Source organism: Pseudomonas fluorescens (genome assembly GCF_000967965.1).
GTDB lineage: Bacteria > Pseudomonadota > Gammaproteobacteria > Pseudomonadales > Pseudomonadaceae > Aquipseudomonas > Aquipseudomonas grandcourensis.
Map to the genome: position 1 here is coordinate 58,470 of NZ_LACC01000024.1, position 20,468 is coordinate 78,937.

21 protein-coding genes are annotated in these 20,468 nt (G+C 59.7%); 13 read left to right on the plus strand and 8 right to left on the minus strand.

The window, feature by feature from the left end; all coding sequences use genetic code 11:
- Window positions 1-167: 167 nt before the first annotated feature.
- From VC35_RS19620 to VC35_RS19645, 6 genes are all read left to right on the plus strand, one after another.
- Window positions 168-569 carry a hypothetical protein gene (locus VC35_RS19620; protein ID WP_263290370.1) on the plus strand — a complete coding sequence of 134 codons (402 nt, stop codon included), beginning with the start codon at window positions 168-170 and terminating at the stop codon, window positions 567-569.
- 1 nt (window position 570) lies between these two features.
- Window positions 571-1,149 carry a hypothetical protein gene (locus tag VC35_RS19625; protein ID WP_046042073.1) on the plus strand — a complete coding sequence of 193 codons (579 nt, stop codon included), beginning with the start codon at window positions 571-573 and terminating at the stop codon, window positions 1,147-1,149.
- Between the two features lie 64 nt (window positions 1,150-1,213).
- Window positions 1,214-2,068 carry a hypothetical protein gene (locus VC35_RS19630; protein ID WP_046042074.1) on the plus strand — a complete coding sequence of 285 codons (855 nt, stop codon included), beginning with the start codon at window positions 1,214-1,216 and terminating at the stop codon, window positions 2,066-2,068.
- Window positions 2,069-2,129: 61 nt separating this feature from the next.
- Window positions 2,130-2,810 carry a C39 family peptidase gene (locus VC35_RS19635; RefSeq protein WP_046042075.1) on the plus strand — a complete coding sequence of 227 codons (681 nt, stop codon included), beginning with the start codon at window positions 2,130-2,132 and terminating at the stop codon, window positions 2,808-2,810.
- 44 nt (window positions 2,811-2,854) lie between these two features.
- Window positions 2,855-3,598 (plus strand): hypothetical protein, encoded by a 744-nt coding sequence (locus VC35_RS19640; RefSeq protein ID WP_046042076.1) that lies wholly within the window; start codon window positions 2,855-2,857, stop codon window positions 3,596-3,598.
- A 46-nt stretch (window positions 3,599-3,644) separates the two neighbouring features.
- Window positions 3,645-4,946 carry a transporter gene (locus tag VC35_RS19645; RefSeq protein WP_046042077.1) on the plus strand — a complete coding sequence of 434 codons (1,302 nt, stop codon included), beginning with the start codon at window positions 3,645-3,647 and terminating at the stop codon, window positions 4,944-4,946.
- A gap of 54 nt (window positions 4,947-5,000) precedes the next feature.
- On the opposite strand, the gene VC35_RS19650 is transcribed toward VC35_RS19645, so the two are convergent.
- Window positions 5,001-6,326 (minus strand): sigma-54 dependent transcriptional regulator, encoded by a 1,326-nt coding sequence (locus VC35_RS19650; protein WP_046042078.1) that lies wholly within the window; start codon window positions 6,324-6,326, stop codon window positions 5,001-5,003.
- A gap of 342 nt (window positions 6,327-6,668) precedes the next feature.
- Between VC35_RS19650 and VC35_RS19655 the strand changes: the two genes are divergently transcribed.
- From VC35_RS19655 to nhaB, 3 genes are all read left to right on the plus strand, one after another.
- Window positions 6,669-6,935: a hypothetical protein gene (locus VC35_RS19655; RefSeq protein ID WP_007970062.1), complete on the plus strand. Its 267-nt coding sequence runs from the start codon at window positions 6,669-6,671 to the stop codon at window positions 6,933-6,935.
- Between the two features lie 285 nt (window positions 6,936-7,220).
- Window positions 7,221-8,510 carry an NHL repeat-containing protein gene (locus VC35_RS19660; protein ID WP_046042079.1) on the plus strand — a complete coding sequence of 430 codons (1,290 nt, stop codon included), beginning with the start codon at window positions 7,221-7,223 and terminating at the stop codon, window positions 8,508-8,510.
- Between the two features lie 78 nt (window positions 8,511-8,588).
- The gene (nhaB, locus tag VC35_RS19665) at window positions 8,589-10,091 is read left to right on the plus strand and encodes a sodium/proton antiporter NhaB (RefSeq protein ID WP_046042080.1); all 1,503 of its coding nucleotides are present in this window, start codon (window positions 8,589-8,591) and stop codon (window positions 10,089-10,091) included.
- A gap of 47 nt (window positions 10,092-10,138) precedes the next feature.
- Here nhaB and zwf read toward each other — a convergent pair whose 3' ends face one another.
- Window positions 10,139-11,662 (minus strand): glucose-6-phosphate dehydrogenase, encoded by a 1,524-nt coding sequence (gene zwf / locus VC35_RS19670; RefSeq protein ID WP_046042081.1) that lies wholly within the window; start codon window positions 11,660-11,662, stop codon window positions 10,139-10,141.
- A complete protein-coding gene (gene gnd / locus VC35_RS19675; protein WP_046042082.1) occupies window positions 11,659-12,639 on the minus strand; it encodes a phosphogluconate dehydrogenase (NAD(+)-dependent, decarboxylating) in 981 nt (326 codons plus the stop codon). Before gnd ends, zwf begins: the two co-directional genes overlap by 4 nt.
- A 272-nt stretch (window positions 12,640-12,911) precedes the next feature.
- On the opposite strand from gnd, the gene VC35_RS19680 reads away from it, so the two are divergent.
- A complete protein-coding gene (locus tag VC35_RS19680) occupies window positions 12,912-13,094 on the plus strand; it encodes a DUF6026 family protein (protein WP_046042083.1) in 183 nt (60 codons plus the stop codon).
- A gap of 206 nt (window positions 13,095-13,300) precedes the next feature.
- The gene (locus VC35_RS19685; RefSeq protein WP_046042084.1) at window positions 13,301-13,510 is read left to right on the plus strand and encodes a hypothetical protein; all 210 of its coding nucleotides are present in this window, start codon (window positions 13,301-13,303) and stop codon (window positions 13,508-13,510) included.
- A gap of 81 nt (window positions 13,511-13,591) precedes the next feature.
- Here the strand turns inward: VC35_RS19685 and VC35_RS19690 are convergent, their stop codons facing one another.
- The 3 genes from VC35_RS19690 to zapE all read right to left on the minus strand — a co-directional run bounded on the left by VC35_RS19690 (window position 13,592) and on the right by zapE (window position 15,926).
- Window positions 13,592-14,083: a GNAT family N-acetyltransferase gene (locus VC35_RS19690; protein ID WP_046042085.1), complete on the minus strand. Its 492-nt coding sequence runs from the start codon at window positions 14,081-14,083 to the stop codon at window positions 13,592-13,594.
- A gap of 116 nt (window positions 14,084-14,199) precedes the next feature.
- Entirely contained in the window at window positions 14,200-14,781 is a 582-nt protein-coding gene (locus tag VC35_RS19695; protein ID WP_046042086.1) for a DinB family protein, read from the minus strand.
- 26 nt (window positions 14,782-14,807) lie between these two features.
- Window positions 14,808-15,926 carry a cell division protein ZapE gene (gene zapE, locus VC35_RS19700; protein WP_046042087.1) on the minus strand — a complete coding sequence of 373 codons (1,119 nt, stop codon included), beginning with the start codon at window positions 15,924-15,926 and terminating at the stop codon, window positions 14,808-14,810.
- Window positions 15,927-16,083: 157 nt separating this feature from the next.
- On the opposite strand from zapE, the gene VC35_RS19705 reads away from it, so the two are divergent.
- Entirely contained in the window at window positions 16,084-17,136 is a 1,053-nt protein-coding gene (locus VC35_RS19705) for an aldo/keto reductase (protein WP_046042088.1), read from the plus strand.
- 114 nt (window positions 17,137-17,250) lie between these two features.
- Here the strand turns inward: VC35_RS19705 and speB are convergent, their stop codons facing one another.
- Together speB and VC35_RS19715 are read right to left on the minus strand one after the other, a co-directional pair.
- Window positions 17,251-18,210 carry an agmatinase gene (gene speB, locus VC35_RS19710; RefSeq protein ID WP_046042089.1) on the minus strand — a complete coding sequence of 320 codons (960 nt, stop codon included), beginning with the start codon at window positions 18,208-18,210 and terminating at the stop codon, window positions 17,251-17,253.
- A 20-nt stretch (window positions 18,211-18,230) separates the two neighbouring features.
- Complete coding sequence (locus tag VC35_RS19715) at window positions 18,231-19,322, minus strand: polyamine ABC transporter substrate-binding protein (protein ID WP_046042090.1); 1,092 nt, start codon at window positions 19,320-19,322, stop codon at window positions 18,231-18,233.
- 101 nt (window positions 19,323-19,423) lie between these two features.
- Here VC35_RS19715 and VC35_RS19720 point away from each other — a divergent pair, with 101 nt between their 5' ends.
- Window positions 19,424-20,317, plus strand: coding sequence for a LysR family transcriptional regulator (locus VC35_RS19720; protein ID WP_046042091.1), 894 nt, complete (start codon window positions 19,424-19,426; stop codon window positions 20,315-20,317).
- Window positions 20,318-20,468 lie beyond the last annotated feature (151 nt).

Here is a 20,468-nt window from a genome sequence, read left to right on the forward strand (position 1 = left end):
TCTCGACAAAGGGAATCCGGCCAACATCCATAAGCCATTGAATCAATTAGATATTCAAAAACCGGCACAGCTTTCGCTCTCACCTTCATAAAGCCGACAAGGGTCAGCCCACATGAGAAGGTAACACCGTCGTGGGGATACTCAATAAACAAGCCTTGACGTGCCTGATGCTGATCGCGAGCGCTGCAGGCACGGTTTTCAGTTTCGACGCTAAAGCCGAAGGCAATGGCGTCATCGTGCTTGATCGCACCATTCACTCAACCCCTATCGGTCGCAGCGGCGGCAGAGATCCAAACCCCAACACCCTCAATGCCAACCCATCGGCCCGCGTCACCGGCGAACTCAGCGACGCCGACATTGCCGGGGTCACCACCGGAACGGCCCTTAACCACAGCAACGGGCAAAACCTGGGTGGCCTGCAAGGCCTCAACGTCGTCACCAACCCCAACGGGATGCCCGGCATGTCCGTCGGCCACGGTGGTGGCAGTGGCAGCGCGATTTCCGGAACCATCAACCGCGCCATGGGCAGCGGCCTCGGCTCACTGGGCAAAATGGCGGGGGGCCAATGAGATGAGTCGATCCCTGCTGTTACTAGCCCTGCTCGGCTGCACCGGCGTGATGGCCGATTCGGGCGTCAGTTCGGTGAACACCGCCACCCTCCGGGATTCCGGTACTCAATACCGCGGCAACTTCAACGTCAACCAGGCGGCTGGCGATCAACAGCAGCAGGCCAACGTCCGCGCGATCGCCATTGATACCCAGGCCGGTGCGACCACCAACGTCCAGCAGAAAATCACCACGCCCGCCAATCCGTCGATGGATGCAACGGCCACCATCGGCGGCGCCGCCTTCAGTAATGGCAATGGCGTACTGGGCGTCAACCAGGGCGCCGGGGCGAACAACCAGATGGCCAACGCCATGCGCGTCAGCATCAGCGCTGCACCGCAAGCCATCGACGATAGTGCCCTTTCTCAACAGAACGTGGCGTTGTTACCGAACTCGGAAGCAACTGGCACCCCAAACGGCAGTCGCCAGGTCGTGACAAGCGACCAGGCCTTCACCGGCAGCCGGGGCGTGATCCAGGTGAACCAGAGCGCCGGGGTGGGGAACCGAATGGCTAACACCCTGAGCATCCGGGTCGCTGACTGACCCCGATACAGTGCGATCAAGGACGTACCAACACTTGACCAACTAATGAGCACGGAGAAACACCATGAACCCGACAACTGCTCTCAAACCACTGGCTTTCGCTCTGGCAGCAGTGATGGCATTCGCAGCACAAGCAGGCGGTCTGGATGATCACGAGCAGGGCAACGGCCAGAGCAATGGACAGGGCAACAACCATCAGCCCAAAGGCCCGACGCTGGAACAAATTCTGCAGATTACAGCAGGCGCCGGGGCCGTCGTGATGGACTCGCAGGAAAGCAGTGACAGCAGCGTATTGAACCGGGACACCAGGAACGACGCTAAAGTCGATAACTCCCTGAACAACTCCAACGGCAACATGGGAGCCAACGTTGCAGCCGGTAACGGCAACCAACAAGACAATGCCGCCGCCCTTGCCACGGCTGACGAAAGCTTCATCTTCGGCACCGCGGTCGCCGTCTCCAGCGCGACTCAGAAGAGCACCGGCAACGCCGCCAGGAACCACTCCAACACCAACAATACAACGCTCAATAATTCAGGCAACAGCGGTTCCGGCAACATCGGCATCAACGTGACCACCGGCGAGTTCAACCAACAGAAAAACAACCTGGCGATTGCCGTTTCGGGCGGTCGCGTAGCACAAGCGGCGGCGGCGGCCAACCAAAGCACGTCCGGGCTGAACGTCACCAATAACGGCCACACGACTGATTTCGTAGCCGTAGGTGTATTGGGTCTGTCTGGCGTAACCACTCAACAAGTGATAACGCCAGAGGGTTGGAAACCCCCTGTAACCAACAATGCTTCGATAACGGGTTCGATGAACAACTTCTCCGGCAACGGCGGAGCCAACGTATCGTCTGGTGTGGGCAACCAGCAAAGCAACTCGCTGTCCATCGCCGCGGGCTGCAAGTCTTGTCAGTAATCGCGATTGCAATGGAAGCTCCGGCGACGGGTTTTTTCCACAGTCCCAAGGCGTATCGATCATGCGTAAGACTGTCCTTTTCGCCCTGCTCTGCCTGTCTGGCCTGACCCAGGCTGCACAGATGCCGGTCGCCGCCCTGCCGGGTGGTGTGCTGGTGTATAAGCACGTACAGAGTTTACGCGAGCGCAAGTTCAGCGACATCGTCGAACAGAAAACCGATTTCAGCTGCGGTGCCGCCGCGCTGGCAACGATACTGCGCCAGGCCTATTGGCTCGACGTCGATGAAGAGCACATCATCAAAGGCATGCTGGTCACCGCAGACCAGGAACTTGTGCGTACCCAGGGTTTTTCCATGCTGGACATGAAGCGCTACATAGAACGCATCGGCATGCGCGCCCGGGGCTACAAGATCCCGCCGGAAAGACTCGAAGCAGTGACGATTCCGGTGGTGGTATTGATGGAAATTCGCGGCTACAAGCACTTCGTGGTGTTGCAGCGGGCGGACAAGAACTGGGTCTATATCGGCGACCCGGTACTCGGACACAAACGCTACTCCCATGATGACTTTGTCAAAGGCTGGAATGGCATTATCTTCGCCATTGTCGGTCCCGGTTACGAAAAAACCAATGCGTTACGCAGTCCTCCGGAACCGCTGACAGCCAAGAACAAGATGGATAACTTCAACCCGGTCAAAGATGCTGAATTGATGGATTTTGGTTTCATACAGAGCGACTTCTTTTAATCGCCAATAAGATGATAGGGGGCAGGACGCTCCGGGAGCAGCAAATGAAAACCTCGTATTGGGTGGTCGCTGCCTGTCTGGCAGCGACCACTTCAGGTTTTGCTGAAGAGTTCAGACCCATCGAAATCAAGGACCAGGAACTGGCCGAGTTGCGTGGCCGGTATGTGATGCCGGGGCGGGTCATCAGCTTCGGTGTTGTCATGAGCAGCACCTGGCGCAATGCCAGTGGTGATCTGATCGGAGCCTCCAGCTCGATGCAGCTTCAAGCTGCAACGGTCAAACCCGAGTTCTATGTTTCAACCATCAAGCAATCCGGTCATGGCGGTTCGCCCAAATCGGGTAGCGGTCACGTGTCGGGGGGCGATGGGCTGAGCACTTCCCGGGGCATAACCCAGGTCACACGGGCCGCAGGCGATGGCAACAGCGCAAACAACAACATTGCCATCAACGTCAAGGAGGCCAGCACGGCCCCTGCACTGGTGCCGAGCCAGGGCCAGGCGCTGATAGCCGGTCAAACCATTACCGGCAGCAATGCCGCAGGCAGTGTCGCCGTATCCGCGACCAGCGGCGGTGTTCAGATGGCCATTACCGCCAACAACAACCAGGGCACAAGCCTGCAACAAGTCGCCCAAGGCGGGTTGCTGCAAAACACCCGGTTGCTGGGCAGCAGCAATATGGTCGACAACATGACTCAACTCAACGTAGTGCTCAACAATAATGGCCCGAGTGCGGGTGCATTGGACTGCGACCTCAACCAACTCGCTGCATTACGGACCATGGGCTATTGAACTACGCTGAGTCTGGACCATTGGGCACAAATGGACGGCTTATTTCATGTACCGATCAGTATCACTGCGTGCAGTCGCATGCTTGAGTGCTCTACTTCCCGCTGCGATGTTGCAGGCAGCACCTGACCCGGAAATGGAGGCTCTCAAACAAGAGCTCCTGGAGTTGAAACAACGTTACGAAGTACAGCAAAAAGCCCTGGCGGTGCTCGAACAACGGGTCCGCCAGGTTGAGGACCAGCCCGCTTCCCCCCCTCCCAAACGCCTGGCCAAGTCGCCAGCGGACCTCAAGGGCAATCCAGGCGTCGGCACCGGCACCGCGGCGGCCTCGGGGGGTGCCGCCGGGGGCAGCGGCAGCTCTTATGGACAATCGCTGGCCAATGACTCGCAACCGGCGCAAAGCGTTTCGAACCTGTATGACGAGGCCAGCGGGTTCTTCGGCGGCGGCAAGTTCAGTTTCGAAACCGGGATAACCTACTCCCGATACGATACCCGCCAACTTGTGCTCAATGGTTTTCTCGCCCTGGACTCGATCTTCCTCGGCGCCATCAACCTGGACCGGATCAAGTCCGACACCTGGACGCTTGACCTCACCGGCCGCTACAACTTCAACAATCGCTGGCAGTTCGACCTTAACGTACCGGTGGTCTACCGTCAGTCCACCTACCAGTCCGGTGGCGGCAATAACGGCACCGCAAACGTCACGACCGAAGATACCGTCAAGCAAGACCCGACCATTGGTGACGTCAACTTCGGTATCGCCTACAAATTCCTCGACGAGTCGGCCAACACGCCGGATGCCGTGGTGACCTTGCGCGTCAAGGCGCCTACCGGCAAAGACCCGTTCGGCATCAAGCTGGTTCGGGTGGCCGATAACTCAAACCTGGCCGTGCCTGAATCCTTGCCTACCGGTAATGGCGTCTGGTCGATCACGCCAGGGATCTCGCTGGTCAAGACGTTCGATCCGGCAGTGTTGTTCGGCAGCCTGTCCTACACCTACAACCTGGAAGAGTCTTTCGACGACATCAGCTCCAACCCGGCGCTCAAGACACCGGGCAAAGTTCGCATTGGCGACAGCTTCCAGATTGGCGCCGGTATTGCGTTCGCCTTGAACGAAAAGATGAGCATGTCGTTCTCGGTCTCTGACCTGGTGCAACGCAAAAGCAAGCTCAAGGAAGATGGCGGGGATTGGCAGTCGGTGGTCTCCAGCGATGCCAACGCCGGTTACTTCAACATCGGCATGACCATTGCGGCCACCGACAACCTGACCATCGTGCCCAACCTGTCCATCGGCATGACGGACGATGCCCCGGACTTCCAGTTCAGCCTGAAACTCCCTTACTACTTCTGACCCAAACAAAAAAACCGCTGCAATTGCAACGGGTTTTGGGTTTCCCACCGGGATTCAGCGAATCTGGTGCTTGTGCAACAACCGGTAGAAGGTCGGACGCGACACACCCAGTACTTTGGCCGCGACACTCAGATTATCGCTGTGGCGATTCAATACATCGCACAACGCCTGGCGTTCGGCCCGGGACTTGTATTCTTCGAGGGTACCCATCGGTGCGGCGATTGCATGCTGACTGATCAATCCCAGATCTCGGGCCTCAATCTGCCGGCCTTCGGCCAACACCAGGCCGCGACGGACGCGGTTGGCCAGTTCGCGAACATTGCCTGGCCAGTCGTGCTTGCCCATGGCAATCAACGCGTCGTCGCTGAAACTGCGTGGGCGGCGCCCGGTTTCATGGCTGTAGAAATGGGAAAAGTGGTTGGCCAGCACCGCCAGGTCGCCATGGCGCTCGCGCAGCGGAACAGTCGCCACTTGCAGTACGTTCAAGCGGTAGTACAAGTCTTCGCGAAAGCGTTTTTTCTCGATGGCGGCTTCAAGGTCGACGTTCGTCGCCGCCAGAACCCGCACATCCACAGGAATCGGCTGACTGCCGCCGACCCGCTCGATATGTTTTTCCTGGAGGAACCGCAACAGGTTGGCCTGCAACTCCAGCGGCAGGTCACCGATCTCGTCGAGAAACAGAGTGCCACCGTTGGCGGCTTCTATCCGTCCGACCTTGCGTTGGTGCGCGCCGGTAAATGCGCCTTTCTCATGGCCAAACAGCTCGGACTGGATCAAGTGTTCGGGGATCGCCCCACAATTGATCGCGATAAAGGGTTTGCTGTGACGTTGGGACAGACGATGCAGGGTTCGTGCGACCAGTTCCTTGCCAGTGCCGCTTTCACCGCGAATCAACACGGGAGATTCGGTTGGAGCCAGTTTGCTCAACAGTTTTCGCAGTTCACGGACAGGTTTGCTGTCGCCCAGCAATTCGTGCTCGGGCTGGTCAACATGGACCGTACCCTGCCCGCGCAAGCGTGCCATGCCAAACGCCCGGCCCAGCGTGACCTGAACCCGGGACACATCGAACGGCAAGGTATGAAAGTCAAAAAACCATTCACAGACAAAGTCGCCGACATTTTGCAATCGCAGTACTTCCTGGTTGAGTACGGCTATCCACTCGGTGCCGCTGCGGCTGATCAATTCCTTGACAGCCTCCGGGTGCGCAAGGTGAGAGGGCTGCAAGCGCAGCAAGCCCACATCACAGGTTCGGTCAACGGCGTTTTCCAGCGTGCAGCTGTCAACGTCCCAACCGATCGAGCGCAATCCAGGGAGCAGGCGATAGCAATCGTCACACGGGTCCACCACTAACAAACGTCGTAAGGCAGGCGCATCGCTCATGACTGTTCCTTGGCGCCAAATTTACGAAATTTTATTAAAAACAGTCATTTGGCAGACCTAACTGTAACATTAGCAAGAATTTGACAGGGCCTTGTACTGTTTGACTATAGGACTGCCATAAAACCAGTTATAAGTTGCGACTATGTTAGTCACCTAACGACTCTTTCCTTTCATTCAGCTTTCAACGTCAGGCTCATTCTTGAGCCTGTGAAATAAAGTGGAAATTTCTTTTGATTGTGTGTGACCCGAACCCCGGTTGCGGGCATCAGTACAAGTAACCAGCTGAACGGTAAGCCCAACCGTCGGCCTATCACTTGATTGGGCACACAGAGAGAAGACCCTATGAACGCCCCGCTCCGTATCAACGAAGCACTTCTGATTGCCGACCGCGCATTTAAACCATTCAAATGTGTGGCCTGGGCTCCACAAGACGGTAATGGCGAACTCAGCCTGACCGTAATCGACCGCACCAGCACCAGCATTGGCCGTAAGCAGATCCCAAGCAGCGCCTATTCCGATCCCGCGCAACTCGAACTGCTGCTGGAACAGGCTCGCGCCGAATTGAGCGAGGAAGGTTACACACTGCAGTCGTGGTCAATGCCGCACTAATCGTTTTGCGGATTACTCCGGGGTAATCCGCGCCCTTTTCCTGTGTTTAGTTCGCAGGTTTTTCTGGCCGCGCGCACTACTTGACACTCTTAATTCGAACTTTGCATGCACCTGATACTTTGCAGGCTCGCCATTGGTTCGAAAAGACACTGTTGTGGCACACAGCGACTCTCCGTCTGTTAGTTCTTGCAGTTGTGCATCTCCCCGTTCAGGGATTGAATATTCTCCTAATACAGTCGCCCTCCAAACTTCTGGATCAGGACGACTCGCAAGGAGATGCGGTGCATGTCAAGCCAGTCCGCTTTTGCCTACTCCGCCACCCGGAACAACGTAGGGGCCCTCGATACGACGTTTGCCGCCAACGGCAAAACCCAGGTCTATTTCGCCGACAGTCTTTTCAGCCTGGCCAATGACGTTGCGATCGATGCCCAAGGTCGCTTGCTGGTAGCCGCAAAAGTCGGCATGGCCGATGGCAGCCGCTTTGGCCTGGCCCGTTTACTCGCCGATGGTTGCGCAGACCTGACGTTCGGCAAACAAGGCAGTGTCATCGGGCAATTCGAACCGGGGTTCGAAGCCATGGCCACCAAGGTCCTGGTCTTGCCCGACGGCAATATCCTGCTGGCCGGCCTGCAATATGAAAACGCGCACCGCACGCTCCCGTCCCTGGCATTGCTGGATCAGGATGGCCGCCTGGTGCAAGGTTTTGGCGATAATGGCCGCCGTGTCGTGCGATTGCCTGGCGGTCTGTCCCTGGGCATGCGTGATAAATGGCTCCCTCCCGGTGTGCCGGGCGCAGAAGCCTGCGATGTGGCCGTACAGCAAGACGGCCGGATCCTGATCCTGGCCAACCATCACTTCGAACTGGCCGATCACGTCGGCATGTTGATACGACTGGATGTCGAAGGCTCGCTGGACTACTCGTTCAACGGCCGCGGCTTCGTGATGGTCCGGCACCTGCTGATGAATACCTGGCTCAGCAGCCTGACGGTACAACGCGATGGTCGAATCCTGGTCGGTGGATCGATCAACTTCCCTGAAGAAGGCTTGCTGGCACGCTATCACCCGGACGGTCGCCTCGACGACCGTTTTGCCGTGGACGGATTCATGACCTTCAAGGCGCAAGGACATGGCGCCCGGGTCAACCGGGTGGTTCAGCAAAACGAAGGCGACATCCTGTGTTATGGCAGCAGTTGCGAGCCAATGCACTGCCTGACATACAAAATGCACAGCAACGGCCGACCCGACACTCATTGCAACGGAGGACACCCGCAACGGCGGGATATCGGTTACAGCGGATGCCAGTGGACCGCCGCGCAGCTACAGCCCGATGGCAGTGTGCTGACGGCGGGCGCCACCATCGGCGGCGTCGAAGCAGACTTCATTCTCGGGCGATGCCTGCCCAACGGCCTTCCCGATCGCCATTTTGGCAAAGGCAGCGGCTATACACGTACCCGTCTCGGCCCCAGCCTGGATACCGCCACCTGTGTCGCCGCGCAAGCCGATGGAAACATCGTCGTTGGAGGCTATTCGCTGCACGGAAACTACAAGGCGGTCGTCGCTCGCTTCCAGGGATAAACACCGGCATTTTTCCTGCGCTTGATCTTCTGGTGCGCTTGCGGCAAGTTGCGCGCTTCTCAAGACAAGGAGCAGCCGATGTCCGGTTCAATGGCCCAGGCGTTCGCGCACAACTTTCTCGGGCACTCGCCCCGTTGGTACAAGGCCTGCATCGTCGGCTTTCTCATCCTCAATGCCCTGGTGCTCTGGACCGCAGGCCCGGTGGCTGCCGGCTGGCTACTGGTGCTGGAGTTCATCTTCACCCTGGCCATGGCGCTCAAATGCTATCCGCTGATGCCCGGCGGCCTGCTGTTGATTGAAGCCCTGCTGCTGAAGATGACCACGCCCCAGGCGCTGTACGACGAGTTGCTGCACAACTTCCCGGTGATCCTGCTGCTGATGTTCATGGTGGCCGGTATCTATTTCATGAAGGACCTGTTGCTGTACCTGTTCTCGCGCTTGTTGCTCGGGGTCCGCTCCAAGGCCCTGCTGGCCCTGATGTTCTGCTTTCTTTCGGCCTTTCTGTCGGCGTTCCTCGACGCCCTGACCGTGACCGCCGTGATCATCAGTGCCGCCGTAGGCTTTTACTCGGTGTATCACCGCGTTGCCTCGGGCAACGATCCGCGCCAGGACAGCGAGTTCAGCGACGACCAACATCTGCCCACCCTGCATCAGGGTGATCTGGAACAGTTCCGCGCCTTCCTGCGCAGCCTGCTGATGCACGGCGCCGTGGGCACCGCGCTGGGCGGTGTCTGTACGCTGGTCGGCGAACCGCAGAACCTGCTGATCGGCCATGAAATGGGCTGGCACTTCTCCGAGTTCTTTACCCGGGTTGCGCCGGTATCCCTGCCGGTACTGGTTGCCGGGCTGGTAACCTGCGTCCTGCTGGAAAAACTGCGCTGGTTCGGATACGGCACGCTGCTGCCGGATAACGTCCGTGCGGTGCTGGCCAACTACGCCGCCGAAGACAATGCCGAGCGCACCACGCGCCAACGCGCAGCGCTTCTGGTGCAAGGCTTTGCGGCATTGATTCTGATTGCCGGGCTGGCGTTCCACATCGCCGAAGTGGGCTTGATCGGCTTGATGGTGATCGTGCTGATCACCGCCTTCACCGGTATCACCGACGAACACCGCCTGGGCACCGCGTTCAAGGACGCCATGCCGTTCACCTCATTGCTGGTGGTGTTTTTCGCCGTGGTCGCGGTGATTCACGATCAGCAACTGTTCGCCCCGTTGATCCACTGGGTGCTGACGCTTCCGGCAGACCAACAACCGGGCATGCTGTTCATTGCCAACGGCCTGCTGTCCGCCATCAGCGACAATGTGTTCGTGGCGACCATTTACATCACCGAAGTGAAGCGCGCTTTCATGGCGGGCGAGATGACCCGTGAGCACTTCGAAACCCTGGCCATCGCGATCAATACCGGCACCAACCTGCCGAGCGTGGCGACGCCCAACGGTCAGGCGGCATTCCTGTTCCTGCTGACCTCGGCGATCGCACCGCTGGTGCGCCTGTCTTACGGGCGGATGGTCTGGATGGCATTGCCGTACACCGTGGTGATGGGCTTGCTCGGGTGGTATGCGGTGAGTTACTGGCTCTGACACTGCCGCCTCCTGTGGGAGCGAGCTCGCTCCCACAGGAGATAGTGTTATCCGAGGCGGTGCCAGACGCGGCCGTCACGGGTGAGCAGCTCTTCGCCGGCCTTGGGGCCGTTTTCCCCGGCGGCATAGCTCTGCACGCTTGAGTCCTGCTGCCAGGCATCCAGGAACGGCTGCACGGCGCGCCAGCCGTTCTCGATGTTGTCGGCGCGCTGGAACAGCGTCTGGTCGCCCGTCAGGCAATCGTAGATCAGGGTCTCGTAGCCGGTGGACGGCTGCATCTCGAAGAAGTCCTTGTAGGCGAACCCCAGTTCGATGTTGTCCATTTTCAGGGCCTGACCGGGACGCTTGGCCAGCAGGTCGAACCACATGCCTTCGTTCGGCTGGATCTGAATGCGCAGATAGGTCGGCTGCAGCTCATCGACCTCGGTATCGCGGAACTGCGCATAGGGCGCCGGCTTGAAGCAGATCACGATCTCGGTGTCACGCACACTCATGCGCTTGCCGGTCCGCAGGTAGAACGGCACGCCGACCCAGCGCCAGTTATCGATCATGACCTTGAGGGCCACATAGGTTTCAGTATTGCTGTCGGGGGCGACGTTGTTTTCCTGGCGATAGCCCGGCAGTGCCTTGCCGTCGATCTCACCGGCGGCGTATTGGCCGCGCACCGAGTTGGCGCGGGCCTCCTCCACCGTCCAGGGCCTGATCGCGCCAACGACCTTGGCTTTCTCGCCGCGCACCGCATCGGCGCCAAACGCCGCGGGCGGCTCCATCGCCACCATCGCCAGCAGCTGGAACAGGTGATTGGGCACCATGTCCCGCAGCGCGCCGGTGTGCTCATAGAAACTGCCACGGGTTTCCACGCCGACGGTTTCGGCGGCGGTGATCTGCACGTGGTCGATGTAGTGATTGTTCCAGAACGCTTCGAACAGACTGTTTGAGAACCGGCTGACCAGGATGTTCTGCACGGTCTCCTTGCCCAGGTAATGGTCGATGCGGTAGATCTGCTTTTCCGTCATCACCTTGAGCAGACAAGCGTTCAAGGCTTCGGCCGTATGCAGGTCGGAGCCGAAGGGTTTTTCGATCACTACCCTTCTGAAGGCCTCGGGGGTTTCTTCCAGCAAGCCGGCCGAACCGAGGCGGCGCACCACTTCACTGAAGAAACGCGGCGCGGTGGCCAGGTAGAACACCGCATTGCCGGTACCGCTGTCGGCGATTTTCGCCGCCAGCGCTTGATAAGTGCTGTCGTCCAGGAAGTCGCCCTGGACGTAGCTTATGCCTTTGGCGAGCTTGGCCCACAGTGCCGGGTCAAGGGCTTGATCGCCCTTGCCGGTCCTGGTGGCCACCTCGTTGCGAATGAAGTCCTCGAGTTTTTTCGCGAAGCCTTCATCGCTGATGGCGTTGTGGTCAACGCCGATGATCCGCAGTCCATTCCCGAGTAAACCGTCACGGCTGAGGTTGTACAGCGCCGGCATCAGCAGGCGCTTGACCAGATCGCCGTGGGCGCCGAACAGGAACAGCGTGGTCGGCGGCGCGGGTTCAGCCTTGGATTTCCTGCGGATCGCGTGGGTCATTTTTTCGAGGTCTCCACATGGCCGCCGAAGCCGAAGCGCTGGGCCGAGAGAATCTTGTCGCCAAAGGTGCCTTGCCCACGGGAACGGTAGCGGGAGAACAGCGAGTTCGACAGCACCGGCACCGGCACCGCTTGCTCCATGGCAGCTTCGATGGTCCATTGACCTTCACCGCTATCGGCCACGGACCCGGAGAAACCGTCGAGTTTCGGATCGCCGGCCAGGGCGTCGGCAGTCAGGTCCAGCAACCACGAGGACACCACGCTGCCACGGCGCCACACTTCGGCGATATCGGCGACGTTCAGGTCAAAACGCTGGTCTTGCGGCAGGCTCTCGCTGTTTTTGGTCTTGAGGATGTCGAAGCCTTCTGCAAACGCCTGCATCATCCCGTATTCGATGCCGTTGTGGATCATCTTCACGAAGTGCCCGGCACCAGCGGGACCGGCGTGAATGTAACCACGCTCGGCACGATCGTCGTCGGACTTGCGGTCCTTGGTGCGCGGGATGTCGCCCATGCCCGGGGCCAGGGTTGCGAACAGCGGGTCGAGGCGTTTAACGGTCTCGGCATCACCGCCGATCATCATGCAGTAACCGCGTTCCAGGCCCCAGACGCCGCCGGACGTACCGACGTCGATGTAGTGCAGGCCTTTTTCCGACAGGGTCTTCGCCCGGCGGATATCGTCCTTATAGAAGGTGTTGCCGCCGTCGATGATGGTGTCGCCGGCTTCGAGCAAGGTGCTCAGGGTGTCGATAGTTTCTTCGGTCGGCGCGCCGGCCGGCAGCATGACCCAGACCGCACGCGGTTTGGCCAGGCCAGCGACCAGTGCTGGCAGGTCGGTGACGCCGGTGGAGCCCTCTGTGGCCAGGGCTTCGACAAAGGCGGTATTGCGGTCATAAACAACGGTGGTGTGCCCGTTGAGCATCAGGCGCCGCGCAATATTGCCGCCCATGCGGCCCAGTCCAATAATCCCGAGTTGCATGTGCTGATGCTCCCTACTACAAATAAAAGTGTGTCAAAGGTTATAGCCCAACGCGACTCATGAGGTTAGTCCAGAGCGTTGGCGTGAAGTTTCCGGGCATTGTGCCCGATCCTGATGGTTAACGTCGGGAATCAAACCGAAGACACAACGACCATGAAAAATAAAAAAGTTCCCTTTGGGGGCAAAAGAAATCAAAATTGGCGCCGATAGTAGGTCAGCCCCGGATTTCGAGGCGTACCTACAGTTGAGACACGCCATTTGCGAGGTGAGCAATGGGCACAGTACATACCGCACTGCCAGCACAAACCCTTTACGTCACAATCCGTCGCGATGAATTGCGCCAGTTGAAAGACGAACGCGATCAGTTGAAGCAGGAACTGGCGCATTTGCGGCTGTTGCTGCAAACCGGCCAGACGCAGCCCCTGGCTGTGACGCAACGCGCCCCACTCGCCTGACCCCCTCCTTTCAAGCGGGAGCAGTCTGCACTGCTTCCGCACCGGCTCGCGACCTTCTCCGAGCAGGCTTCCCGTCCCGCGATAGCCACGAAGGCCGTTGGTGAAGTTAATTCCCATTTAACGGATTCGGCGGATAATGCCATTTCGACACTGCTTCATTGATTCATGGACGAAAGGCATCCGACATCTGTAGTGGGAGGCAAACCATGAAACGCACCGCAATGATTCTCGCCGGCCTGATGGCCTTGGGCTCAACCAGTGCTTTTGCCGAAGGTGGAGCCGAACGCATGCGCTATTACTACGAAAGCCTGCGACTGGCCCAGCAAGAAGCCCTCGGCCACCCTGTCCAGAGCACTGAGCTGCGGGTTCCGGACGATCAAACCGCACAAATGACTGAAACCTACAGACCGAAATGATCCATGGGCTTCTGACTGCGGCGCCATGGCCACAGAAGACTGTCGGGCGTCCTGACGGACGCCCTTTTTTTGCCAGTTGAATCAGAGGCTCTTGGTCCAGAACAGCATCCGCCCATGGGCCGGGTCGAACATGCCGGGGGCGAAACCGGCTTTTTCATAGGAACCCTGGGCCACGGCATTGCCCTCCAGCACTTCCAGGGTCAGCTTGCAGCAGCCACGCTGACGGGCGATGTCCTCGACCTTTTGCAACATCCTCTGGCTCAAGCCCAGGCCGCGAAATTTTTTCACCACCGCCACATCGTGCACATTGACCAGCGGCCGGCAGGCAAAGGTCGAGAATCCCTCGAAGCAATTGACCAGCCCGGCCGGTTCGCCACCGACAAAGGCCAGCACACTGAAAGCGTGGGGGCGCCGGGCAAGCTCGGCCGGGAGTTGTTCCAGTACATCGGCCGGCAACGGCTGGCCGCCGCCCATCGGGTCCTCGGCGTAGTGGTTCAACACCAGGCAAATAGCTTCGGCATGCACCGGATTGGTGTAACTGGCCTGAAGCACAAGAATTTCTGCGGAGTCCATTTCCATCCTCGATCACACATAAAGTAGCCCCCAGCATGTATTCACGCTGAAGTGCCGGCAGACCATAGCGCGAGCACCGTGGTACCGACAATCGCAACCGAGGAAATCTTTGGCACTCAAGCGCCCCAGATCAACGCCTCCGTCCACCCCAGTTCGACAAAATCCTCGGCCCGCAAGTGCGACTCACCGGCGCAGAAAAACTCGTCGAGTTGTGGTGGCTGGACCGAGGTGCCGCTGAGCATGGCGTGAACCTGGCCGCGGTGATGGATCTGGTGTTCAAACAAATGGGACAGCAGGCGCAAGCGACTGTCGTATTGCGGAGTGTCCCGGGCGATGGTCACGATTTTGCCGAGGTCGGCATCGCGCATCTGCTCGCAGTAGGCGATCAGCCGGCGGTCGACGTGGGCCTGTTCGCCAACCAGGTCCGGCGCCATGAGACAGGGTTCGTCTTCCTTGAAAAACACCCGGCAATCGGGATGCGGATCATCGCCGCGCAGTTCGCGCTCCAGGGCGTCCACATAAAACCAGTCACAGGTGAGGATGTGGTTGAGGGTGGCGCGGATCGTCGGGAAGAAACTGACCCTGGGTGCGCTCAGTTCCTGCGGGCTCAACTGACGCCAGGCCTTGGCCAGTCGGTGATTGGACCAGGCGTTCTGATAGGCCATGGTCAGCAAATGGTGCGACAGGGGCTGATTCATCTTCGCTGCTCCCGATCAAATCCGGATCAAACTTCGGCAAACCGCTGCAGTTGCATTTCCTGCAATCGACTGAGGGTACGGCGGAACGGGAATTCCAGATAACCCTCAGTGTAAAGCGATGCCATCGGTACTTGCGCTTCAAGGTACAGCGGCACCTTGCGGTCGTAGCACTCGTCCACCAGGGCAATGAACCGTCGCACACCGTCGTCATGCACTGACAACTGCGGCAACTCGCGATCTCCCGCGTCCACCCGCTCGACACCGTCCTCGGTACCGCGGGCAATGCGTCCGGCGCGTTTCTGTGCGCTGAGGTTGGGCACGTCACTCAACAGAATAGCGCCGTAGGTATCGCACAGGGCGATGAAATCCATGGCCGCGAAGGGTTGCTCGCACAGCGCGGCGTAACGGGTCCAGAGCACCGTCGGGCTGGCCTTGACCACCTCGAGGGTGCGGTAACCGACCTCTATCGGCTCGCGAGAGACTGACTGGCCTGCGCTCAACATCTGGAACACTTCACCCAGCGCGCCGGGCCTGCCGGATTCGGCCACCCAGTAACGTTGCGAACCGGCCCCCGGATGCAGGCGGTGGTCTTCCCCGCCATCCACTGCAATCACCTGCATGTGTTGCTTGATCGCCGCGATGGCGGGCATGAAACGGTCGCGATTGAAGCCGTCGGCGTACAACTGGTCCGGCGGCAGATTGGACGTGCAGACCACCACCACACCCTGTTCGAACATCACCTGGAACAGGCGCCCGAGAATGATCGCGTCGCCGATGTCATTGACGAACAACTCGTCGAAACACAGCACCCGCACTTCTTCGGCCAGTTCACGGGCCAACGCCTTGAGCGGATCGGCAGTGCCGGTCAGTTGAAACGAGCGCTGGTGCACCCAGCCCATGAAGTGGTGAAAGTGCTGACGCCGCGCCGGTACTCGCAGGCTTTGGTAGAACTGATCCATCAACCAGGTCTTGCCCCGCCCCACCGGCCCCCACAGGTACACGCCGGAAATGTGCGCGCGGCCTTCGTGCAGCGCCTCGTGGCATTTTTGCAGGGCCCACACGGCATGTTCCTGGGCCTCGTCCTGGACGAAGCCCTTTTGTTCAATGGCATGCTGCCAGGCGCTTAAGGGGGAATCGATAGTCATGGGCGGCAGTATGCCATTGCGCATGAATAACGCGACCAGTGATCGGCGATTTTATGCAGAAAGGAAAAGCGCCTTGACGATTTAGATTCCAGCATCATATTTAATAGATGTTGATACAAATCTATAGCCTCTGTCGCCATCCCTCTGGAGTCATCCCATGCATTACAGAGTTTTCGGTCGTAAAACCGGCTTGCGTGTTTCCGAACTGGCGTTGGGCGCCGGCAACTTTGGTACCGGTTGGGGTCATGGCGCCGAGCGCGACGAAGCCAGGCGCATTTTTGATGGCTACCTGGAAGCCGGCGGCAACTTCATCGATACCGCCAATGGCTATCAGGGCGGGCAGTCCGAGGCCATGCTCAGCGAATTCATCGCCGCAGAACGGGATCGCCTGGTCATCGCCACCAAATACACCCTCGGGACTACACCGGCGGCCGGCATTTCCCACACTGGCAACAGCCGCAAGAACATGGTGCGCGCCGTGGAAGAAAGCCTGAAACGCCTGAAGACCGAGCATATCGACCTGTTCTGGGCCCACATGAGTGATGGCGTAACGCCCATGGAAGAGATCCTGCGCGGGTTCGACGACCTGGTCAGTGCCGGAAAGATTCATTACGCCGGGCTGTCGAACTTTCCCGCGTGGCGTATCGCCCGTGCCGACCTGCTGGCCGAGGTGCGCGGTTTTGCGCCGATTGCCGCGATCCAGGTCGAGTACAGCCTCGCCGAGCGCACCGCTGAGCGTGAACAACTGCCGATGGCCGAAGCCCTGGGCCTGGCCGCGACCTTGTGGTCGCCGCTGGGTGGCGGCTTCCTGACTGGCAAGTATCGCAACAGTGAGGGCGACAATCGCGCGAACAAGCTCGGCGTGCTGATTCACGCCGAAAAAAGCGCCCGCGAAACCGCCCTGCTCGACACCTTGATCGATGTCGCCGCAGAACTGGACGCCAGCCCGACCCACGTGGCCATTGCCTGGTTGCGGGAGAAGGCCCGGCGCTCGACCACGGCACTGATCCCGATCCTCGGCTCCCGGACCCGGGAGCAACTGGACGCCACGTTGGGCGCGCTGAATGTGCAGTTGAGCACCGAGCAACTGGCACGACTGGACGGCGTCAGTGACGTGGCCAAGGGCGTGCCGCACGAATCCATTTCCGGTTCGTTCGCGCGGTTCAGCGGGGGGCAGATCCTCGACTTGCCAATCGTTCCGGTGGCCTGACACCGCCAAAACTGTAGGAGCGAGCCTGCTCGCGATGAGGGCGGAACATTCAACATCTATGTTGGCTGAACGACCGCTATCGCGAGCAGGCTCGCTCCTACAGGGTTAGGCGTATTACCGATCAACCTTATGCCTGGCCGCATACAGACAAAGCATCTCCATCGCCAGCGTCGCCGCCGCCAGTGACGTGATCTCCGCGCTGTCATAGGCCGGAGCCACTTCCACCACGTCCATGCCCACCAGGTTGATCCCGCGCAGACCGCCGAGAATCTCCAGCGCCTGCACCGTGCTCAAGCCGCCGCACACGGGTGTTCCGGTGCCTGGGGCGAACGCCGGATCGAGGCAGTCGATGTCGAAGGTCAGGTAAACCGGGTTGTCGCCGACCCGCGCGCGAATCGCCTCGACAATCGCTTCGCAGCCACTGCGATGCACCTGCCACGCGTCGAGCACTTGAAAGCCTTGATGATCGTCGTTGGTGGTGCGCAAACCGATTTGTACCGAGCGCGACGGGTCCACCAGCCCTTCCCTGGCCGCGTGCCAGAACATGGTGCCGTGGTCGATGCGCTTGCCCTCTTCGTCCGGCCAGGTGTCGCTGTGGGCGTCGAAGTGGATCAGCGACAGCGCTCCGTGCTTGCGGGCATGGGCCTTGAGCAGCGGATAGGTGATGAAATGGTCGCCGCCAAAGGTCAGCATCGCCGTGCCGGCATTGAGGATGCGCTCAGCGTGGGCCTCAATCATTTCGGGCGTCGACTGCGGCGAGCCGTAATCGAAATCGCAATCGCCGTAATCGATGACCGCCAGGTGATCGAACGGATCAAACGTCCACGGCCAGTGCCGTTCCCAGGCGATCCCGGCAGAGGCGGCGCGAATGCCCCGTGGTCCGAAGCGTGCGCCGGGGCGGTTGCTGGTGGCCGTGTCGAACGGCACGCCACTGACGGCCACATCAACGCCACGCAGGTCACGACTGTAGCGGCGACGCATGAAACTGGTGATACCGGCGTAGGTACTTTCAGCGGCCGTGCCGTATAGGCTGTCACGGGTGATGGCTTGATCGTTCTGCATCGGGACGTCCATTGAAGGCTCCTTCTCTTTTCTTATTGGCGGCTACGGAAAGTGGTCCACAAGCGGGTGCGCTGGCGCATGTCCTTGAGGCTCATGCTGCGGTCGGCGTACAACCGCTCCCGCACATCGGCCATCGGGTAGATGTCCGGATCGGTGCGCACCGCTTCATCCACCAGCGGCGTGGCGGCCTGATTCGCCGTGGCGAAGAACAAAGTGTTGGTCAGTGCGGCCACGGACTCGGGGCGCAACATGAATTCGATAAAGGCACGGGCGGCTTCGGGGTGCGGCGCGTCCTTGGGGATCGCCAGGTTGTCCTGCCACACGATGGTGCCCTCCCTGGGAATCCGGTAGGCGATTTCATAGGGTTTATTGGCCTTGCGTGCCTGGTCGGCGGCCATGCTCGCGTCGCCGTTGTAGGTCAGCGCCAGGCACACGCTGCCATTGGCCAGGTCGCTGATCTGCCGCCCGGTGGCGACGTACAGCACGTTCGGCTGTAGCTGATGCAGCAACGCCTCGGCGGCTGACAGATCGTTCTTGTCCGTGCTGTAGGGATCTTTACCCAAATAATGCAGCGCCAGTCCGATCACCTCCTGAGGCGAGTCGAGAATGGCGATGCCGCAGTCTTTCAACTTGTTCGCGTACTCGGGTTTGAACAGTAGGTCCAGGCTGTTGAGCGGCGCATCCGGCAAGCGCTGTTTGACCGCCTCGACGTTCATGCCCAGACCCAGGGTGCCCCAGGTGTAAGGCACGCCATAGCGGTTGCCCGGGTCGACGGCGGCGAGTTTTTCCAGCAAGTCCGGATCGAGGTTGGCGTAACCCTTGAGCCCTTCGTGGGGAATCGGTTTCAACGCCCCGGCCGCAAGCCCCCGGGCCAGCACGCTGGAGGACGGCACCACCACGTCATAACCGCTGCCGCCGGTGAGCAACTTGGTCTCCAGTACTTCCGAAGAGTCGAAGGTGTCATAGCGCACATGGATACCCGTCTCCTGCTCGAACCGTTGCAGGGTTTCGGGGGCGACGTAATCGGCCCAACTGTACAGATTGACCACCTTGTCTTCGGCCTGGGCCGAGGCGGCCATGGCAAGGAACAGCGCGGGTAAACACAGCTTGAACTTGGGAGCCATGACGAACACCTGACCAGAGGAAGTGGTTGCAGGATGCGTCGTCGGATACATTGGTAAAATATCAAGTTAATTAACCTGACTTTATTACGGAGTAATGTTTGATGCTCGGCCAACTCCACGATCTGGATCTGCAATTGTTGCGGCTGTTTGTCAGCGTGGTGGAGTGCGGCGGCTTCAGCGCCGCCCAGGGCGAGTTGGGGTTGAGCCAGTCGAGCATCAGCCAGCAAATGGCCAAACTGGAAACCCGCCTGGGCTATCGACTATGCAGTCGCGGCAAGGGCGGGTTCAGGATCACGCCAAAGGGCGAACAACTGCTCAGCGCCACCCGTGGATTGTTCCAGTCCATCGAAGCCTTCCGGCATCAATCCAACGGCGTGGCCGGGCGCTTGATCGGCGAAGTGCGCCTGGGCCTGTCCGAAGCCCTGGATCAATCGGTGCTGCAACGGGTGGCCGAGGCGATCCGGTGCTTCCGTGAACGGGACGAATCCGTGCGCATCGAACTGATCAGCGCCATGCCCGGCGAAATGGAGCGCTTACTGCTGCAACAGCGCCTGGACCTGGCCATCGGCTACTTCTCGCAAGTGCAAAGTGCGTTTGACTACCGCCAACTGTTCATTGAGACCCAGCATCTGTATTGCGCCCCCGGCCATCCGCTGTTCACCAACCCGGCCCCCAACGATCAGGACCTGCAGGCCTGCGACCGGGTCGATCACCCCTACCGTTTCCTGCGCAGTGACGAACCCTTCCAGGGCAAGTTGTGTTCGGCGCGCTCCGAACAAGTGGAAGGCACCCTCGCCTTCATCCTTTCCGGCAAGCATGTCGGTTACTTGCCCAGCCACTTCGCTCGCGGCTGGGAAGACAAGGGTTTGCTCAGGGCCGTGCGCCGAGGCGACATGAGTTTCGATGTCGCGTTTCATCTGGCCCGGCATCGGGCACAGGTGGCCGGCGAGGCGCAGAAGGCGTTCGAAGAGGATCTGCTCGCGGCGTTTGCCTGAATTCGCCTTGGTCTACGCTGTAACAGTATCGGACACCGACATGCAAAAATGCACAGATAACCTGCAGTTATCCGGGTTGTACAAGGCAAATTTGCACTGATACGATCCGCCATCGCTCGCGCGCGAGCATCTCGATAAAGAACAATAAAAG

What these genes read in the sequence shown, in the direction of transcription:
- zapE (WP_046042087.1), bottom strand. Translation starts at nt 15,926, where the DNA reads ATGACTATCGATTCCCCCTTAAGCGCCTGGCAGCATGCCATTGAACAA.
- gnd (WP_046042082.1), bottom strand. Translation starts at nt 12,639, where the DNA reads ATGCAACTCGGGATTATTGGACTGGGCCGCATGGGCGGCAATATTGCG.
- VC35_RS19620 (WP_263290370.1), top strand. Translation starts at nt 168, where the DNA reads ATGCTGATCGCGAGCGCTGCAGGCACGGTTTTCAGTTTCGACGCTAAA.
- VC35_RS19695 (WP_046042086.1), bottom strand. Translation starts at nt 14,781, where the DNA reads ATGAATCAGCCCCTGTCGCACCATTTGCTGACCATGGCCTATCAGAAC.
- VC35_RS19680 (WP_046042083.1), top strand. Translation starts at nt 12,912, where the DNA reads ATGGGCACAGTACATACCGCACTGCCAGCACAAACCCTTTACGTCACA.
- zwf (WP_046042081.1), bottom strand. Translation starts at nt 11,662, where the DNA reads ATGACCCACGCGATCCGCAGGAAATCCAAGGCTGAACCCGCGCCGCCG.
- VC35_RS19660 (WP_046042079.1), top strand. Translation starts at nt 7,221, where the DNA reads ATGTCAAGCCAGTCCGCTTTTGCCTACTCCGCCACCCGGAACAACGTA.
- speB (WP_046042089.1), bottom strand. Translation starts at nt 18,210, where the DNA reads ATGGACGTCCCGATGCAGAACGATCAAGCCATCACCCGTGACAGCCTA.
- VC35_RS19720 (WP_046042091.1), top strand. Translation starts at nt 19,424, where the DNA reads ATGCTCGGCCAACTCCACGATCTGGATCTGCAATTGTTGCGGCTGTTT.
- VC35_RS19625 (WP_046042073.1), top strand. Translation starts at nt 571, where the DNA reads ATGAGTCGATCCCTGCTGTTACTAGCCCTGCTCGGCTGCACCGGCGTG.
- VC35_RS19685 (WP_046042084.1), top strand. Translation starts at nt 13,301, where the DNA reads ATGAAACGCACCGCAATGATTCTCGCCGGCCTGATGGCCTTGGGCTCA.
- VC35_RS19635 (WP_046042075.1), top strand. Translation starts at nt 2,130, where the DNA reads ATGCGTAAGACTGTCCTTTTCGCCCTGCTCTGCCTGTCTGGCCTGACC.
- VC35_RS19640 (WP_046042076.1), top strand. Translation starts at nt 2,855, where the DNA reads ATGAAAACCTCGTATTGGGTGGTCGCTGCCTGTCTGGCAGCGACCACT.
- VC35_RS19630 (WP_046042074.1), top strand. Translation starts at nt 1,214, where the DNA reads ATGAACCCGACAACTGCTCTCAAACCACTGGCTTTCGCTCTGGCAGCA.
- VC35_RS19650 (WP_046042078.1), bottom strand. Translation starts at nt 6,326, where the DNA reads ATGAGCGATGCGCCTGCCTTACGACGTTTGTTAGTGGTGGACCCGTGT.
- nhaB (WP_046042080.1), top strand. Translation starts at nt 8,589, where the DNA reads ATGTCCGGTTCAATGGCCCAGGCGTTCGCGCACAACTTTCTCGGGCAC.
- VC35_RS19705 (WP_046042088.1), top strand. Translation starts at nt 16,084, where the DNA reads ATGCATTACAGAGTTTTCGGTCGTAAAACCGGCTTGCGTGTTTCCGAA.
- VC35_RS19715 (WP_046042090.1), bottom strand. Translation starts at nt 19,322, where the DNA reads ATGGCTCCCAAGTTCAAGCTGTGTTTACCCGCGCTGTTCCTTGCCATG.
- VC35_RS19655 (WP_007970062.1), top strand. Translation starts at nt 6,669, where the DNA reads ATGAACGCCCCGCTCCGTATCAACGAAGCACTTCTGATTGCCGACCGC.
- VC35_RS19690 (WP_046042085.1), bottom strand. Translation starts at nt 14,083, where the DNA reads ATGGACTCCGCAGAAATTCTTGTGCTTCAGGCCAGTTACACCAATCCG.
- VC35_RS19645 (WP_046042077.1), top strand. Translation starts at nt 3,645, where the DNA reads ATGTACCGATCAGTATCACTGCGTGCAGTCGCATGCTTGAGTGCTCTA.